General features: G+C 71.4%; 13 protein-coding genes. 2 read left to right on the forward strand and 11 right to left on the reverse strand.

Features of this window, described 5'->3' with window-relative positions:
* Positions 1-20: 20 nt before the first annotated feature.
* The 3 genes from OVA21_RS18485 to gluQRS all read right to left on the reverse strand — a co-directional run bounded on the left by OVA21_RS18485 (position 21) and on the right by gluQRS (position 2447).
* Positions 21-386 (reverse strand): CHY zinc finger protein, encoded by a 366-nt coding sequence (locus OVA21_RS18485; protein WP_268093059.1) that lies wholly within the window; start codon positions 384-386, stop codon positions 21-23.
* Complete coding sequence (locus tag OVA21_RS18490; RefSeq protein WP_442778943.1) at positions 383-1225, reverse strand: queuosine precursor transporter; 843 nt, start codon at positions 1223-1225, stop codon at positions 383-385. Before OVA21_RS18490 ends, OVA21_RS18485 begins: the two co-directional genes overlap by 4 nt.
* A gap of 178 nt (positions 1226-1403) precedes the next feature.
* A complete protein-coding gene (gluQRS, locus tag OVA21_RS18495) occupies positions 1404-2447 on the reverse strand; it encodes a tRNA glutamyl-Q(34) synthetase GluQRS (protein ID WP_442778944.1) in 1044 nt (347 codons plus the stop codon).
* Here gluQRS and OVA21_RS18500 point away from each other — a divergent pair.
* On the forward strand, positions 2446-2802 hold the full coding sequence (locus OVA21_RS18500) for a 4a-hydroxytetrahydrobiopterin dehydratase (RefSeq protein ID WP_163375362.1): 357 nt from the start codon (positions 2446-2448) through the stop codon (positions 2800-2802). The two genes, gluQRS and OVA21_RS18500, sit on opposite strands and share 2 nt — an antisense overlap.
* A 185-nt stretch (positions 2803-2987) precedes the next feature.
* Here OVA21_RS18500 and nuoN read toward each other — a convergent pair whose 3' ends face one another.
* The 6 genes from nuoN to nuoI are packed head-to-tail and all read right to left on the reverse strand — an operon-like array spanning position 2988 to position 10013.
* Positions 2988-4685, reverse strand: a complete 1698-nt coding sequence (gene nuoN, locus OVA21_RS18505; RefSeq protein WP_268093060.1) for an NADH-quinone oxidoreductase subunit NuoN — start codon at positions 4683-4685, stop codon at positions 2988-2990.
* The gene (locus OVA21_RS18510; protein ID WP_268093061.1) at positions 4682-6241 is read right to left on the reverse strand and encodes an NADH-quinone oxidoreductase subunit M; all 1560 of its coding nucleotides are present in this window, start codon (positions 6239-6241) and stop codon (positions 4682-4684) included. Before OVA21_RS18510 ends, nuoN begins: the two co-directional genes overlap by 4 nt.
* On the reverse strand, positions 6238-8241 hold the full coding sequence (gene nuoL / locus OVA21_RS18515) for an NADH-quinone oxidoreductase subunit L (RefSeq protein WP_268093189.1): 2004 nt from the start codon (positions 8239-8241) through the stop codon (positions 6238-6240). The genes OVA21_RS18510 and nuoL overlap by 4 nt, the downstream gene beginning before the upstream one ends.
* A 25-nt stretch (positions 8242-8266) precedes the next feature.
* The gene (nuoK, locus tag OVA21_RS18520; RefSeq protein WP_067714654.1) at positions 8267-8566 is read right to left on the reverse strand and encodes an NADH-quinone oxidoreductase subunit NuoK; all 300 of its coding nucleotides are present in this window, start codon (positions 8564-8566) and stop codon (positions 8267-8269) included.
* The gene (locus OVA21_RS18525; protein ID WP_268093063.1) at positions 8563-9324 is read right to left on the reverse strand and encodes an NADH-quinone oxidoreductase subunit J; all 762 of its coding nucleotides are present in this window, start codon (positions 9322-9324) and stop codon (positions 8563-8565) included. The genes nuoK and OVA21_RS18525 overlap by 4 nt, the downstream gene beginning before the upstream one ends.
* The gene (gene nuoI, locus OVA21_RS18530) at positions 9321-10013 is read right to left on the reverse strand and encodes an NADH-quinone oxidoreductase subunit NuoI (RefSeq protein ID WP_268093064.1); all 693 of its coding nucleotides are present in this window, start codon (positions 10011-10013) and stop codon (positions 9321-9323) included. Before nuoI ends, OVA21_RS18525 begins: the two co-directional genes overlap by 4 nt.
* Between nuoI and OVA21_RS18535 the strand changes: the two genes are divergently transcribed.
* Complete coding sequence (locus tag OVA21_RS18535) at positions 10012-11601, forward strand: IS1182 family transposase (protein WP_096905213.1); 1590 nt, start codon at positions 10012-10014, stop codon at positions 11599-11601. The two genes, nuoI and OVA21_RS18535, sit on opposite strands and share 2 nt — an antisense overlap.
* Before the next feature lie 181 nt (positions 11602-11782).
* On the opposite strand, the gene nuoH is transcribed toward OVA21_RS18535, so the two are convergent.
* Positions 11783-13147, reverse strand: coding sequence for an NADH-quinone oxidoreductase subunit NuoH (nuoH, locus tag OVA21_RS18540; protein ID WP_082923812.1), 1365 nt, complete (start codon positions 13145-13147; stop codon positions 11783-11785).
* Positions 13144-15765: an NADH-quinone oxidoreductase subunit G gene (locus OVA21_RS18545; protein WP_254050683.1), complete on the reverse strand. Its 2622-nt coding sequence runs from the start codon at positions 15763-15765 to the stop codon at positions 13144-13146. Before OVA21_RS18545 ends, nuoH begins: the two co-directional genes overlap by 4 nt.
* Positions 15766-15828 lie beyond the last annotated feature (63 nt).

Raw genomic sequence — 15828 nt, forward strand, 5'->3', positions numbered from 1 at the left:
GGACGAAGAACCGGGGCTCGTCACTCGAAGTAGAGCGGGTAGTGCAGCGAGCAGCCCGGGTTGAACGCCGTGCCGCAGGCCGGGCAGGCGTCGGTGGCCTGGTACTCGGCGATCGTCAGCGTGGTCCGGCACGCGCCACAGAGCAGGGCATCGGTGTCGAACTCGTCCCGCGGCCACACCGACAGCGCGTGGTCGGTGGCGTCGGCGTGGCAGCGGAAACAGGGATAGAAGTCCCCGCAGCAGTGGAAGCGGATCGCGATGACGTCCAACGGGCCGTGGTAGTGGACGCACCTGGTCTGGTCGTCGACCGTCGCGCCGAGCACCGCCACCGCGGCGGGTCGGGCGGCGTCGCGCCCGTCGTCTGCGTCCCGGTCAGCGGAGGTCATACCGCCGAGTGTGACAGGGCGGAACCCGACAGTGCAGCCTGATAGCTGGGCTCGCGCTTCTTGATCCACGCGATCACCACGTAGGTCACCGGCAGCAGGACCGCCTCGACGAGGGTCTTCCAGACGAAGCCGATGACGACGTAGTTCCAGTAGTCGCCCGAGCCGAGCACCATGCCCAGCGCCGGAGCCGCGATCGTGCAGAACACCAGCGTGTCGGCGAGCTGGCCCACCACGGTCGACCCCAGGAGCCGCGCCCACAGACTCCGCTCACCGGTGCGGCGCTTCATCCACACCAGGACGTAGGAGTTGAGCAACTCGCCGACGACGTACCCGGCCAGGCCGGCGAGGAAGAACTGCGGGATGACCCCCGCGACGGCCTCGAACGCGTCCTGGTTCTCGTAGAAGTCGGCCGGCGGCAGCTGCACGGTCAGGCTGAAGCTCAACGCTGCCAGGGCCAGCACGGCGAAACCGGAGAGCACGACGCGGCGCATCGCCTTGAAGCCGTACACCTCACTGATCACGTCGCCGAGCACGTAGGCCAGCGGGAAGAGCAGGAAGGCGCCGTCGGTGACGAGCCCGTCCATCGAGAGGAACCCGAGTTCGAAGCTCAGGTCGGGGAAGAGGAGGACGCCCTTGGTTCCGGTGACGTTGCTGATGAGCATCACGCCGACGAACAGGGCGATGAGATAGCCGTAGTACGGGCTGGCGACGGTGGCGAACACGGCGCGGCCGGGGAGACCGGCGGAGGCGGTGGAGGAGGTGCTGGGCGCCGGCTCGGGAGTGTTCCCGTCCGGCCGCCCAGTCCCCAGCTGGTCGGAATTCTGCGATGAAGTGGTCACGAACGACGATTATCCGCGCCGCCCACCGCGATGCCGAATCCCTGCCTGCCGAATAGGCCGCGTCGCGCCGCGTCACCGTTGATCGACAAGTCGCTTCCGCACGCGTTGTGCGAGTGGGTCTGCGCGGAACGCTCTTTTCGATGAGGCGGTCGGGCCGGGCTGGGCGCGTGTCGGCCGATCAGGCCACCACCCAGGGGCCGGACCGCAAGGACTCGGTGGTGACCACCCCATGCAGCGCCTCGATCGAGTCCGCGCCTTCCGGCCCACCGAGTGAGGCCACGATCCGGGCGACCGCGGCCCTCGTCGTCGTCCCCTCCTGCGCCAGATCGGCCAGGGTCACCGCGCCGTCCCGCTTGGCCAGACGCTCACCGGCGGCGTTGACCGCGAGCGGCACGTGCACGTACTCCGGATGCGGCAGGCCCAGCAGGTCGGCCAGATGGGCCTGGCGGGGAGTGGAGGAGAGCAGGTCCTCGCCGCGCACGACCTGGTCGACGCCCTGCTCGGCATCATCGACGACGACGGCGAGGTTGTACGCCCACACGCCGTCACCGCGGCGCAGGACCACGTCGTCGACGACGCCCGTGTACGGCCCGTGGACCCGGTCGGTGATCGTCAACTCCGCGACCGTCGCGCGCAGTCGCAGCGCCGGCACCCTCCCCGGGCCGAGTGCCTCCCGGCGACGCTCCCGTTCGGCCTCCGACAGGTCGCGGCACGTTCCGGGGTACGACCCGGGCGGGGAGTGCGGGGCGCGGGGGGCCTCGGCGATCTCGCGGCGCGAGCAGTAGCACTCATAGACCAGGTCCTGATCGGCCAGCTGGTTCGCCGCCGCGGCGTAGGCGTGCGCCCGCTCGGACTCCCACATGATCTCGCCGTCCCAGTCGAGGCCGATCGCCGCCAGGTCCGCCAGCTGACGCTCGGCCACCCCGGGCCGGGCGCGGGCGGCGTCGAGATCGTCGACGCGCATCCGGAACGCCCGGCCCGAATCGCGGGCCAGCACCCACGCCGCCACCGCCGTGCGCAGATTGCCCAGGTGCAGGTCGCCCGACGGGCTGGGTGCGTACCGGCCGGCGCCGGGGGTAGGGAGCTGGCGGGGGATTTCACTCCCACAGGGTAGGCGGCGCGACCGGTGGCCGACGTGGCGGGAAGCGCCGAACGCGGCGGAGAGTTCCCGCGCCCCGGCGGGAGTGCCGGGTGCGCCGCGAGGTGCCAGACTGGACGGCATGAGCGCAGACGCCGACAACGCCCGCCCCGCCGCCGACGACAACACCCGCCTGACCGAGGAGCAGATCGCCGAAGGCCTCGCCGACCTGCCCGGCTGGGCCTTCTCGGAAGGGTCGTTGACCTACACGGCCGTGTGCGAGACCCCTCAGGCCGCGATCAACCTGGTCACCGCGATCGGGCAGGCCGCCAATTCGCAGGACCACCACCCCGACCTGCTGTGGAGTTACGACGAGGTCACCCTCGATCTCCGCAGCCACGACGTCGACGGGGTGACCCAGCGCGACCTCCGACTGGCTCGGTCGGTTTCCGCGTTGTCCGGGGAGTTCGACGCCACCCCGCTGGGCCTGGGGGAGTAGGGGGCGCGGCGGGCTCCGGGGGCGCGGCGGGCGGCAGGCGGCGGGCGGCAGTCGTCGAGAAGAGTGTTTCGTGCACTGCTACTCGACCGATACGGGTGAAAGACTCTTGTCGACGCGGCTACTGACGGCCGGATGGCTGTTTACCCCGCGAACTCCTACCCCGCGGACTCCGCCCTCTCGAACTCCTACCCCGCGAACGCGGCCGCCATGGAGGCCAGGTCGAGCAGAGGCTGCGGCATGATCCCCAGCAGGATCGTCACGACGACCGCGACGCCGACGACCGCGTACGTGACGGGCCTGCGCGCGAACGCCACCTCACCCGACCCAGCGGAGCCCGACCCTGCGGAGCCCGACCCTGCGGAGCCCGACCCTGCGGAGCCCGACCCTGCGGAGCCGAACCGCCCGGATCCGGCGCCTGCTGAGCCGTCGCCTGCGGAGCCCTCGCCCGCATCGCGGAAGAACATCACCACGATCACGCGGACGTAGAACGAGGCCGCGATCGCGCTCGTGAGCACGCCGATCACCACGAGGCTCACCGCGCCGCCGGCAACGGCTGCGGAGAACACCGCGAACTTGGCGATGAACCCGCTGGTCAGCGGGATGCCCGCGAGTGCGAGCAGCAGCAGTGCGAACGCGCCCGACACCAGTGGCTGACGTCGGCCGAGCCCGGCCCAGGCCTGCAGGTCGGTGATCTCGGCGCCGTCGGGCGCGCGGACCAGCCCGGCCACCGCGAACACGCCGACGGTGCTCACCGCGTACGCCGCGAGGTAGAACAGCACGGCGGAGGTACCGGCCGCCGGAGGGCCGAGCACCCCGGTGAGCAGGAATCCGGCGTGCGCGACGGAGGAGTAGGCCAGCAGGCGTTTGACGTCGTTCTGCGTGACACCGACGACCGTGCCGACGATCATCGTCAGCGCCGCGATCACCCAGAGCACGGGCGCCCAGTCGTCCTCGAGGCGGGGGACGGCGGTGTGGAAGAACCGCAGGATCGCACCGAACGCGGCGAGCTTGGTCCCGGCGGCCATGAACGCCGTGATCGAGGTGGGCGCGCCCTGGTAGACGTCGGGGGTCCAGGTGTGGAACGGCACGGCCCCGACCTTGAACAGCAGGCCCACCGACATCATCGCCACACCGATCAGCGCCAGTGAGCTGCCGCCCTCGGCCGCTACTACCGCTGCGATCCCGCCGAACTCGACGGTCCCGGCGTAGCCGTAGATCAGTGCGGCGCCGTAGGCGAAGATGGCCGAGGAGAACGACCCCAGCAGGAAGTACTTGACCGCGGCCTCCTGCGAGAGGAGTCGCCGGCGGCGGGCCATGCCACACATCACGTACAGCGGCAGGGAGAGCACCTCGAGCGCGATGAACAGGGTGATGAGGTCGTTCGCCGCGGGGAACAACATGAGCCCGCCCGTGGCGAACAGTGCGAGCGGGAAGACCTCGGTCTGGGAGACGCCCGCGCGTTCGGCCTCGCGTTCGGCGTCGCCGCCCGGGGCCAGGGCGGCCTGCGGGGCGAAGCCCGCGAGCACCGGGCGACGGGCCGTGGCCGACGCGCCCACCGAACCCGACGAGGCCCCGGCCGCCGCGCCCACCCGGGAGCGTTCCCCGATGAGCACCCCCGCCCCGATCGCCACGAGGACCGTCGCCCCCTGCAGGAACAGCGTCGGCCCGTCGACGGCCACGGCGCCGCCAGCCGTCACCAGCCGCGTCCCGGCGAGCAGAACCACCGTCACCAGCGCCGCGACGAGCCCGCCGAGGTACAGCACCAGCTGCGCGGCATAGCGGTGTCGGGCGGGGGCGAACGCCTCGACGAGCACCGAGACGATCGCCGTCCCGAGCACCACGAGCAGCGGCAGGAGCGAGGAGTAGGCGATGTTCGGGGTCATCGGGTGGCACCTTCCACGTGGGCGACGGTCTCGGTGACCGCCGGGTCGATCACGTCGAGCGCCGGCTGCGGGTAGAAGCCCAGCACGATCAGCGCCACGACCAGCGGGGCCAGCACCACGCGCTCGCGGGTCGTCAGGTCGGGCGTGGACCGCAGTCCCGGTGCGACGGGCCCGCCCATGACCCGTTGGTAGGTCCACAGGATGTAGACGGCCGCCAGGACGAAGGTGGACGTGGCCAGTACGGCGGCGACGGGGTAGACCTCGAACGTGCCGACGAACACCAGGAACTCGCTGATGAACGGGGCCAGTCCGGGCAGTGACAGCGTCGCGAGCCCGGCGATGAGGAACACCCCGGCCAGCAGGGGAGCAGCCTGCTGCACCCCGCCGAAGTAGCCGATCTCGCGGATCCGGTGCCGCCGGACGAGGAACCCGGCCACGAGGAACAGTGCGGCCGTGGCGATGCCGTGGTTGACCATGTACAGCGCCGACCCGGCCGCCGACTGCTCGGTCGCGGCGAACACGCCCAGGACGATGAACCCGAAGTGGGAGATCGACGCGTACGCGATGAGGCGCAGGAGGTCGGTCTGGGCGATGGCCATGATGCCGCCGTAGACGATGCTGATCACCGCGAGCGTCACCATCACGGGCGCCGCGGTCGCCGCGGCCTCGGGGAACAGCGGCAGCGAGTACCGCAGCATCGCGAAGGTGCCGACCTTGTCCACCACGGCCATCATGAGCACCGCGGAGGCGGGCGTCGCGGCGACGGCGGCGCCGGGCAGCCACGTGTGGAACGGCCACAGCGGGGCCTTGATCGCGAAGGCCAACGTGAACCCGGCGAACAGCAGCAGCATCGCGCCGGGCGGGATCTGCAGTCGCCCGTCGGCGACGGCGTCGGTGATGAGGCGATAGTCGAAGGTGCCGCGGCCGTCGGGCCCGAGTCCGGCCCGGTCTGTGTACATGTAAAGCCAGAGCACCGCGGCCAGCATGACCAGGCCGCCGAGCAGGTTGTAGAGGAGGAACCGCACGGCCGCCCGCGCCCGGTCCGCGCCGCTGTCCCCGAACGCGCCGATGAGAAAGTAGAGCGGGATGAGCATGGCCTCGAACGCCACGTAGAACAGCAGCACGTCGAGGCTCAGGAAGGTGATCAGCGCGAGCGCCTGGGTGGCCAGCATGAGCGCGGGGTACGCCTGCGTGCGCCGACCGTTCGGGGCGGGGCGGGCGCCGCCGGGCCCGTCGGTGTCACGCCATCCGGCGAGCAGGAGCAGCGGCATGAGCGCGGCGGTGAGCAGCACCAGCACGAGCGCCACGCCGTCGAGCCCGAGCGTGTACGTCGCACCGAACGCGGGGATCCACGGCCGCGACTCGACGAACTGGTGGGTCTCGCCGCCCGGCTCGAACCCGACCGCCAGCGCGACGGCCACCCCCAGGACGATCAGTGACGTGACCAGGGCGAGGGGCCTCGCCGCGCGGCGCGCGCTCGCAGGGAGGACGACGACGACGAGGGCGCCGACCAGGGGCGTGAGCCACAGCGCGGTGAGCAGTCCGGGGCCGGTCACAGCACGCCACCCCCCAACATCGCGGCGATCACCAGAACCGCGCCGATCAGCATGTACAGCGCGTAGGAGCGGGTGAGTCCGGACTGCAGGAGCCTCGTCCGGGCGGACAGTTCCCCGAGGGTGGCGCCGACGCCCGTCGCCGCCCCGGCCACCACTCGCCGGTCGATCACCTCGGTGCCCGCGACCAGGGCCTGGCCGGGTCGCATGAACACCGCCTCGTTGAGGTCGTCGGCGTACAGGTCGCGGCGCGCGGCCCGCGTGAGAGCGGAGCCGGCGGGGGCGGTGGCCGGGACCTCACTACGGGCGTAGCGGTGCACGGCCAGGGCGATGCCAACGGCCACCACGACCAGGGAGGCGGCGGTGACCAACCACACCGGTAGGACGTGCTCCGGGTGGTGCTCGCCAACGACCGGGGCGAGCCAGTCCTGCAGCCGCCCGCCGAGCGACAACAGCAGACCCGAGAGCACCGATCCCACGGCGATCGTGATCATCGGCGCCGTCATGATCGCCGGCGACTCGTGGGGGTGGGCGTCGTCGGCCCAGCGCTGCGGCCCGAAGAAGGTCAGGATCATCACGCGGGTCATGTAGAAGGCGGTCAGGCCCGCGCCGAGCAGGGCCACCGCCCCCAGGAGGTAGCCGATCAGTGAGCCCGCGCCCGGCCCCCCACCCGCAGCTGATTCGCTGCCCACGTCGAACGCCGCGGAGATGATGCCCTCCTTGGAGTAGAACCCGGCGAACGGTGGGACGCCGATGATGGCCAGGTAGCCGAGTCCGAAGGTGGCAAAGGTGATCGGCATGACCGCGCGTAGGGCGCCGTAGCGTCGCATGTCGACCTCGTCGTTCATCCCGTGCATCACCGAACCGGCGCCGAGGAAGAGGCCGGCCTTGAAGAAGCCGTGGGTGAGCAGGTGCATGATCGCCAGTGCGTATCCGGCGGGCCCGAAGCCGGCGGCCATGACCATGTACCCGACCTGGCTCATGGTGGAGGCGGCGAGGACCTTCTTGATGTCGTCCTTGGCGCAGCCGATGACCGCACCGAACAGCAGCGTCACGGCGCCGACCGCGATCACCGCGGCGCGCGCGGTCGGGGTCGCGTCGTAGATCGGGTTGGACCGGGTGATGAGGTAGACGCCCGCGGTGACCATGGTCGCGGCGTGGATGAGGGCCGACACCGGGGTGGGGCCCTCCATCGCGTCGCCGAGCCAGGACTGCAGCGGCACCTGGGCGGACTTGGCGCACGCGCCCAGCAGCAACAGCAGCCCGAGCGCGGTGACCAGCCCCGAGCTCACCGCCCCGCCGTCGGCTACCGCCGCCTCGCTGCCCGCCGCCCCGCCACCGATCGCGGAGAACACGCCCTCGTAGGACAGCGTGCCCAGCTGGGTGACCATGACCATCAGCGCCACACCCAGACCGATGTCACCGACGCGGTTGACGACGAACGCCTTCTTCGCCGCGGTGGCGGCGGACGGCTTGTGCTGCCAGAACCCGATGAGCAGGTAGGAGACCAGGCCGACACCCTCCCAACCCAGGTAGAGGCCGAGGAAGTTGTCGGCCAGCACCAGCAGCAGCATCGCCGCGAGGAACAGGTTGAGGTAGGCGAAGAACTTGCGCCGCGCCGGGTCGGCCGCCATGTAGCCGATCGAGTACACGTGGATGAGCAGCCCGACGCCGGTGACGAGCAGGACGAACACCATGGACAGCTCGTCAAGGCGCAGGCCGAAGTCCAGCTGGAACTCGCCGACCGAGACCCACTCGAACAGGGTCTGTCCGGAGGCACGGTCGGCGGCGTCACGGCCGGTCATGGCGACGAGTTGCCACACCGCCACCGCGAATGAGGCCAGCGCGGTCGCGCACCCGAGCAGGTGGCCCCACCCGTCCGCGCGGCGACCGAGCAGCAGCAGGACCGCCGCGCCGAACAGCGGCAGTGCGGGGATGAGCCAGAGCGCGGACCCGGCGACGGCGGGGGCGAGGGCGGCTGCGGTCGTTGTCGTCGTCGTCATCACGGTCGTCGTCATCGTCGTCCCCCTAGTACCTGAGCAGGTTGGCGTCGTCGACGGACGCCGATCGGCGGGACCGGTAGATGGCCATGATGATCGCGAGGCCGATCACGACCTCGGCGGCGGCCACGACCATGATGAAGAACGCGAAGAGTTGGCCGGTGACGTCGCCGTGCATCCGAGCGAACGCCACCAGGGCGAGGTTGGTGGCGTTGAGCATGAGCTCGATGCACATGAACAGGACGATGGCGTTGCGCCGCAGCAGGAACCCGGCCGCGCCGATGGTGAACAGCACGGCCGAGAGGTAGAGGTAGTACTCGGGGTTCACCGTCGGCCCCCTTCGCCGGGTCCGCCGCTGCCGAGTTCGTCGGGACCGTCCGCGCGATCGGCCGCATGGCGCCGCAGCACCTCGCTCACCGAGTCGGGGGCGTCGGACCCGTCGGGCAGTCGGGCGGGCATGTCGGCGGAGTTGCGGCGCGCGTACACGCCGGAGCTGGGCAGCGGGGTCACGCGGGCGGAGTCGTCGGCCTGCCAGTCGAGGAAACGCTGCTGCGACATCTCCCGCTGGGTGAGGCGCCCGGTGAAGCGCTCGCGGTGCGCCAGGACCATCGCGCCGAGGGTGGCGATGATGAGCAGCACCCCGGTGAGCTCGAACGCCCACACGTGCCGGGAGAACAGCAGCTCCGCCAGCGCGGGGACGTCCGAGTATCCGGGGGCGAACCCGGCGAACGGCGGCAGTTGCGCCCGCGCCAGCCCGGTGGCCAGCAGGATGCCGAACCCCAGGCCGGCGACGATGGCCGCCACCCGGTGCCCCCGGATCCGCTCGACCAGCGAGTCCGAGGACTCCACCCCGATCAGCATCACCACGAACAGGAACAGCATCATCACGGCGCCGGTGTAGACGACGATCTGGCCCACGCCCAGGAACACCGCCCCCTGCGCGATGTACAGCACGGCGAGCGAGACCATCGTTGCGGCCAAGCACAGCGCCGAGTAGACCGCCTTGGTCGCCGAGACCACCCCGAGCGCCCCGGCCACGGCGATGATGGCCAGCGCCCAGAACAGGACGGACTCCCCGGTGGTCACGAGGCCCCCCTTCCGCGGCGCGCGCGCGAGCCGGCTGCGGTCGCACCGCGCGGCTCGGCCTCACCGGGCTCGTACGGCTCACCCTGCTCGGGCGCGGAGCCGGTGATCTCTCCGCGGTAGTAGTCGAAGTGGTCGGCGCCCGGGTACATGTCGTGCGGGGCGGGGACCATCCCGGCGAGCATCGGTCCGAGCAGGTCGTGCTTCTCGTAGATGAGGTCCGCGCGGTTGTCGTCGACCATCTCGTAGTCGTTCGTCATGGTCAGCGCCCGGGTCGGGCACGCCTCCACGCACAGGCCGCAGCCGATGCAGCGCAGGTAGTTGATCTGGTAGATCCGCCCGTAGCGTTCGCCGGGGGAGAAGCGTTCCTCGGCGGTGTTGTCGGCGCCCTCGACGTAGATCGCGTCCGCCGGGCACGCCCATGCGCACAGTTCGCAGCCGATGCACTTCTCCAGCCCGTCGGCGTAGCGGTTGAGTTGGTGTCGCCCGTGGTAGCGGGGCGCGGTGGGGACCTTCTCCTCCGGGTACTGCTCGGTGTGCGCCTTGCGGAACATCGTGGAGAACGTCACCCCGAACCCGGCGAGCGGTTCGAGGAACCCGGGAACCCGGGACCGTGACTTCCTAGGAGACTGCTGAACAAAGTGCGTGTCCGGCCTGCGGGGTTGGGGTGGCCCTGAAATGATGTGGGTCATGCAGGGTGAGTCGGATCGGCAGCGCGAGTTGCTGGATGTGGAGTCGGTGGCGGGGCATCTGCTCGAGGAGGGCAGCGTGTTCGCGTTGCTCGCCGAGCACCGGGACCGGCTGTTCCCGGACGAGTTGTTCGCCGACCTGTTTCCCTCGGGCCGGGGCCGGCCGTCGATTCCCGGTGAGGTGATCGCCTCGGTCATCGTGCTCCAGGCACTGTTCGGTCACTCAGACCGGGAAGCGGTCGACGCGCTGACGTTCGACCTGCGGTGGAAGGCCGCCTGCGGGTATCCGGTCGATGCGAAGGGTTTCAACTCGTCGACGTTGACCTATTGGCGACGCCGCCTGGCGGCCAGTGACCGACCGCAGCGGATCTTCGAGGTGGTGCGCCAGGTCATCGCCGAGACCGGTGCGGTCAAGGCCAAGACCCGCCGGGCGCTGGATTCAACGGTCTTGGACGACGCAGTGGCCCGTCAAGACACGATCACCCAGCTCATCGCCCAGATCCGCCGGGTCGGCCGCGAGGTGCCCGGGGCGAAGGAGCTGATCGCCACCGAGTGCACCCGGCTGGCGGCGGTGTGCGGGCAGGACTACACCGAGGCCGGTAAGCCGCGCATCGCCTGGGATGACCAGGCCGCCCGTGATGAGTTGGTCTCCGCCCTGGTGGCCGATGCTCTGGCGCTGTTGGCGGCACTCGATGTTCAGGCGATCACCGCCGCCGGCGGCAAGCCGGCCGAAGCGGTCGCCCTGTTGGCGCTGGTAGCAGGGCAGGATGTCGAACCGGCCGAGGATTCAGACGGTACCGACGGGCGGTGGCGCATCGCCCGCCGCACCGCCCCGGATCGGGTGATCTCCACCGTGGACCCCGATGCCCGCCACGCCCACAAGACCCGCCAGCGCCGCCAAGACGGGTTCAAGGCCCACATCGTGGTCGAGCCCGACACCGGCCTGACCACCATGTGCTCCCTGACCAAGCCCAACGGGCCGACCAACTCCGATGCCGCGGTCGGCGCGCAGCTGGTCACCGCCGATCCCACCATCGACGCCGGCGAGCCGGTCGAAGTGCTCGGCGATTCCGCCTATGCCAGCGGCGACATGCTGCACACCCTGGCCGGCAAGCAGTGGCTGCCCCTGGTCAAGCCGTGGCCGCTACGGCCCGCAGTCGAGGGCGGGTTCACCCTGGATGACTTCACCTTCGACGCCGTGGCGGGCACCCTGACCTGCCCCGCCAACATCACCCGTGGCCTGTCTGCCAAGGGCAATGCCACCTTCGGGGCGGCGTGTCGTGGCTGCCCGCTGCGTCAGCGGTGCACCACCTCAGCCACGGGGCGCAAAGTCGTGCTCGGCGAGCATCACCTGCTGCAACGCCAGCACCGCCAGCGGGCCGGCGATGAGGACTTCAAGACCGTCTACCGCCAGAACCGACCGATGGTGGAACGCTCGATCGCCTGGCTGACCCGAGGTGCCCGCCGCGTGCCGTACCGCGGGGTCGAGAAGAACAACGACTGGCTCCACCACCGCGTTGCCGCCCTGAACCTGCGCCGGCTAGTCGCGATGGGACTAACGAGCCAGAACGGAACCTGGGCCCTGGCCTGATCAGCGGGCCGGGGCCAGGCATTCCCGCCCCAGCACAGGCTCGAACAACCCGCGGTGGGCGCCGCGAACCTCTCGCCCTTCTCGCCGAACCCAGAAATCTCCAACACCGCACCTCGCGCGACGGCCAACCGGCCCTCACGCACACCGGCCGTGCCAGGATCGCAGCTTGTTCAGCAGTCTCCTAGGCATGGCGGGCCTCCTGACTGGGGGGCGAGTCTGCAGAAGTGAAGCGGCCCAGCGCGGCGCGCTGGTGGGGGAGCGGCGGGACGGGGAACCCTCCGGCCGTGGGGTCGAAGCGCGCGCCCCGCGTGACGGACGCGGGTGGGGAGTCGCCGCGGGTGGGCGTGGCCCGGCCGCCGCGCCGGGATCGGGACCGATGGACGACGACGATGACCGCCACCGCCACCAGGCCCGCGATCACCATGGCGGGCGTGAGGAGAGCGGACCCGGGGCCCACGATCACCCGGATGGTCGCCACCGACATGACCCAGGCCAGCGAGACGGGGATGAGCACCTTCCAGCCGAAGGCCATGAACTGGTCGTAGCGCAGTCGCGGGAGGGTGGCTCGCAGCCACATGAACAGGAACATGAACGCCCACACCTTGGCCACGAACCACAGCAGCGCCCACCACCCGGAATCCGCGCCGTCGATCAGCGAGAACGGCAGGGGGGCCTGCCAGCCGCCGAGGAACAGGGTGGCCGCCAGCGCGGAGACTGTGGTCATGTTGACGTACTCGGCCAGCATGAACATCGCGAAGCGCAGCGAGGAGTACTCGGTGTGGAACCCGCCCACGAGTTCGCCCTCGGCCTCGGGCAGATCGAAGGGGGCGCGGTTGGTCTCGCCGACCATCGAGATGACGTAGATGACGAACGAGGGCAGCAGCAGGAACACGAACCACACCTGCGACTGGGCGGCGACGATCCCCGACGTCGACATGGTGCCGGCGAAGAGGAACACCCCGACGAACGACAGCGCCATGGCGATCTCGTAGCTGATCACCTGGGCGGTGGAGCGCAGGCCGCCGAGCAGTGGGTAGGTCGAGCCGGAGGACCAGCCCGCCAACACGATCCCGTACACCCCGATCGAGGTGACGGCGAGGATGTAGAGCACTCCCACGTGCAGGTCCGTGAGCTGCAGCGGCGTGGAGTGGCCGAAGACGGAGACCACGGGCCCGAAGGGGATCACCGCGAACGCCATGAACGCCGGGATCACCGCGATGACCGGTGCGAGCAGGAAGATCGGCTTGTCGACCCCGGCCGGGATGAATCCCTCCTTGAGGGCGATCTTCACGCCGTCGGCCAAGCTCTGCAGGATCCCACCGGGGCCGACGCGGTTGGGGCCGATGCGCATCTGCATCCATGCCAGAATCTTGCGCTCCAGGTAGATGGCCGCGAGCACGGTTACCACGAGGAACACGAAGACCGCGAGGACCTTGGCCAACACCAGCCACCACGGGTCCGTACCGAAGGCCGTGAGGTCGGCGCCGGTGGTCGACAGGTCCGCGGCGGCGAGCACGGCGGGCCCGTTCACCGCGACCCCGGTCATGACGCCACCTCCCCGGCCGCGATGGACACCACGTCGCCTGCGCCGGCGGCGAGAGTCGCGTTCACGGCGGACCCGGGCGAGTTCTGCGGTACCCAGACCACGCGGTCGGGCATCTCGGTGACGGCCAGCGGCAGGGTGATCGCCCCGCGGTCGGTGGAGACGGTCACCGGGTCGCCGTCGGCGGCTCCGAGTTCGCGGGCGGTCGTCGGCGACAGGCGGGCCACGGGGCGGCGGGCGGTGCCGGCGAGGTGCGGTTCCCCGTCCTGCATGCGACCGTCGTCGAGCAGCATCCGCCACGTGGCCAGGACCGCCTGCCCGGCGCCGGGCTCCGGACCCGCAGCCGCCCGCGCAGATGCCCCCGACCCCGCAGCCGCTCCCGCCGACGCCGCCGACCCCGCAGCCGCTCCTGGGGATGGCGTCTCGCCAGCGCTCCGGTCGGTGCGAGACGCCCTGCCGGGGCGCGGCTGCGGATCCGAATAGGCGGATGCGGGGCGGAGCGCGTGGCTGACGGCCTGCATCTCGCGGCGCACCGATTCCACGTCCGCCAGGCCGAACCAGGCACCGGTCTCCTCGGCCAGGGCATTGAGGATCCGGTGGTCGGGCAGAGCATCGGTACCGGTCAGGGCGGCGGCGAAGGGGCGGGTCCGGCCCTCCCAGTTCACGAACGTGCCCGCCTTCTCGGCGACTGCCGCGACCGGCAGAACGACGTCGGCGCGATCGGTGATCTCACTGCGGCGCAGCTCGAGGCTCACGACGAAGCCGGCGGCGTCGACCGCGTCCAGCGCGGCGCGCGGGTCGGGCAGGTCGGCAGCCTCGACCCCGCCGACGACCAGGGCCCCGAGCTCGCCGGAGCCGGCCGCGGCCAGCTGCTCGGCGGTGCTCCGGCCGGGCGTCGCGGGCAGATCGTCGCAGCGCCACAGCTCGGCGAGGGCCCGCCGGGCGTCGTCGTCCGTGACGGAGGCGCCGCCGGGCAGCAGTCCCGGCAGGCACCCGGTCTCGAGCGCCCCGCGCTCACCCGCTCGCCGGGGAATCCACGCCAGCCGTGCGCCGGTGGTGTCGGCGAGGGCGGCCGCGGCCGTGAGCCCGCCGGGCACCGCGCCGAGCCGCTCGCCGACGAGGATGACCGCGCCGGGCTCGCGCAGCAGAGTGGGCAGGGCGCCGCGGGTGGGGTCGGTGGTCGCGGAGGGCCCGGTTCCGCTGGGCTCGGAGGGGACGACGGCGAGGGCGCTGAGCACCTCGGGCTCCGCCCCGGGGACGGTCGGCAGCAGAGCGCCGCGGGTCTTGCGGATGGCAGGGGTGGCGAAGGGCGCGATCGAGAAGACCTTCAGCCCGTGGTCGCGCGCGGCCCGCCGCAGGCGGAGGAACACGATCGGCGACTCCTCCTCCGGGTCGAAGCCCACGAGAAGCACGGCGGGTGCGGTCTCGAGGTCGGCGTAGGTCACGGCCCCGCCGTCCTGGCCCGGCCCGCCGTCCTGGCCCGGCCCGCTGTCCTGACCCGGACCGCCGCCGGATCCCTGCTCCGACCCGCCGCCCGGGCCGCGCCTGGCGACCCGGTCGGCCAGGAAGTCCGCTTCCTCGGCCGAATGGCGGCGGGCGCGGAAGTCGACGTCGTTCGTACCGAGCACCGTGCGGGCGAACTTGGCGTAGGCGTAGGCGTCCTCGGCGGTGAGCCGCCCCCCGGTGAGGACCCCGGCCCGTCCGCGGGCGGCGGCCAACCCCTGGGCAGCGGTCGCCAGGGCGGTGGACCACGGGACCGGGACCAGCCCGCCGCCCTCGCCGCGGACCATGGGGGTGGTGATGCGGTCGCGCTGGGTGGCGTAGGTGAACGCCCACCGGCCCTTGTCGCAGTTCCACTCCTCGTTGACCTCGGGGTCGTCGCCGGCGAGGCGGCGCAGGACCTTCCCGCGACGGTGGTCGGTGCGCTGCCCGCAACCGCTGGCGCAGTGCTCGCAGACCGCCGGGCTGGAGACCAGGTCGAAGGGGCGGGCGCGGAAGCGGTACTGCGCGCCGGTCAGGGCGCCCACCGGGCAGATCTGGACAGTGTTCCCCGAGAAGTAGGACTCGAACGGCTCGTCGCCGTACACCCCGACCTGCTGCCGGGCGCCGCGCTCGAAGAGGTCGATGAACGGGTCCCCGGCGATCTGCTCGGAGAAGCGGGTGCACCGGGCGCACATGACGCAGCGTTCGCGGTCGAGCAGCACCTGCGACGAGATGGCGATCGGCTTGGGGAACGTGCGCTTGACCTCGGTGAACCTCGACCGCCCGTGGCCGCTGGACAGGGCCTGGTTCTGCAGCGGGCACTCGCCGCCCTTGTCGCAGACCGGGCAGTCGAGCGGGTGGTTGATGAGCAGCAGTTCCATCACCCCGCGCTGGGCCTTGTCGGCCATCTCGGAGGTGAATTGCGTGCGCACCTGCATGTCCTGGGTGACCGGGGTGGTGCACGAGGTGACGGGCTTGGGCGCGCCCTCGACCTCGACGATGCACTGGCGGCACGCCCCGGCCGGCTCGAGCAGCGGGTGATCGCAGAAGCGGGGGATCTGCACGCCCAACCGCTCGGCGGCGCGGATGATGAGCGTGCCGGGCGGCACAGAGACCGCGCGGCCGTCGACGGTGAGCATGACGAGATCGTCCGTGCGCTCTGACTTGGCGCGCTCTGACTTGGCGCGGCCATGGTCCGGCTC

It is taken from the genome of Dietzia sp. SL131, from assembly GCF_026672565.1.
In the GTDB taxonomy this organism is placed as follows: domain Bacteria; phylum Actinomycetota; class Actinomycetes; order Mycobacteriales; family Mycobacteriaceae; genus Dietzia; species Dietzia kunjamensis.

Bases quoted from the DNA above. Each gene is read 5' to 3' on its own strand.
- nuoI (WP_268093064.1), bottom strand. From the start codon at position 10,013: ATGACCCACATCATTTCAGGGCCACCCCAACCCCGCAGGCCGGACACG.
- OVA21_RS18500 (WP_163375362.1), top strand. From the start codon at position 2,446: ATGAGCGCAGACGCCGACAACGCCCGCCCCGCCGCCGACGACAACACC.
- OVA21_RS18535 (WP_096905213.1), top strand. From the start codon at position 10,012: ATGCAGGGTGAGTCGGATCGGCAGCGCGAGTTGCTGGATGTGGAGTCG.
- gluQRS (WP_442778944.1), bottom strand. From the start codon at position 2,447: ATGCCGTCCAGTCTGGCACCTCGCGGCGCACCCGGCACTCCCGCCGGG.
- nuoH (WP_082923812.1), bottom strand. From the start codon at position 13,147: ATGACCGGGGTCGCGGTGAACGGGCCCGCCGTGCTCGCCGCCGCGGAC.
- nuoN (WP_268093060.1), bottom strand. From the start codon at position 4,685: ATGACCCCGAACATCGCCTACTCCTCGCTCCTGCCGCTGCTCGTGGTG.
- nuoL (WP_268093189.1), bottom strand. From the start codon at position 8,241: ATGACGACGACGACAACGACCGCAGCCGCCCTCGCCCCCGCCGTCGCC.
- OVA21_RS18545 (WP_254050683.1), bottom strand. From the start codon at position 15,765: ATGCTCACCGTCGACGGCCGCGCGGTCTCTGTGCCGCCCGGCACGCTC.
- OVA21_RS18485 (WP_268093059.1), bottom strand. From the start codon at position 386: ATGACCTCCGCTGACCGGGACGCAGACGACGGGCGCGACGCCGCCCGA.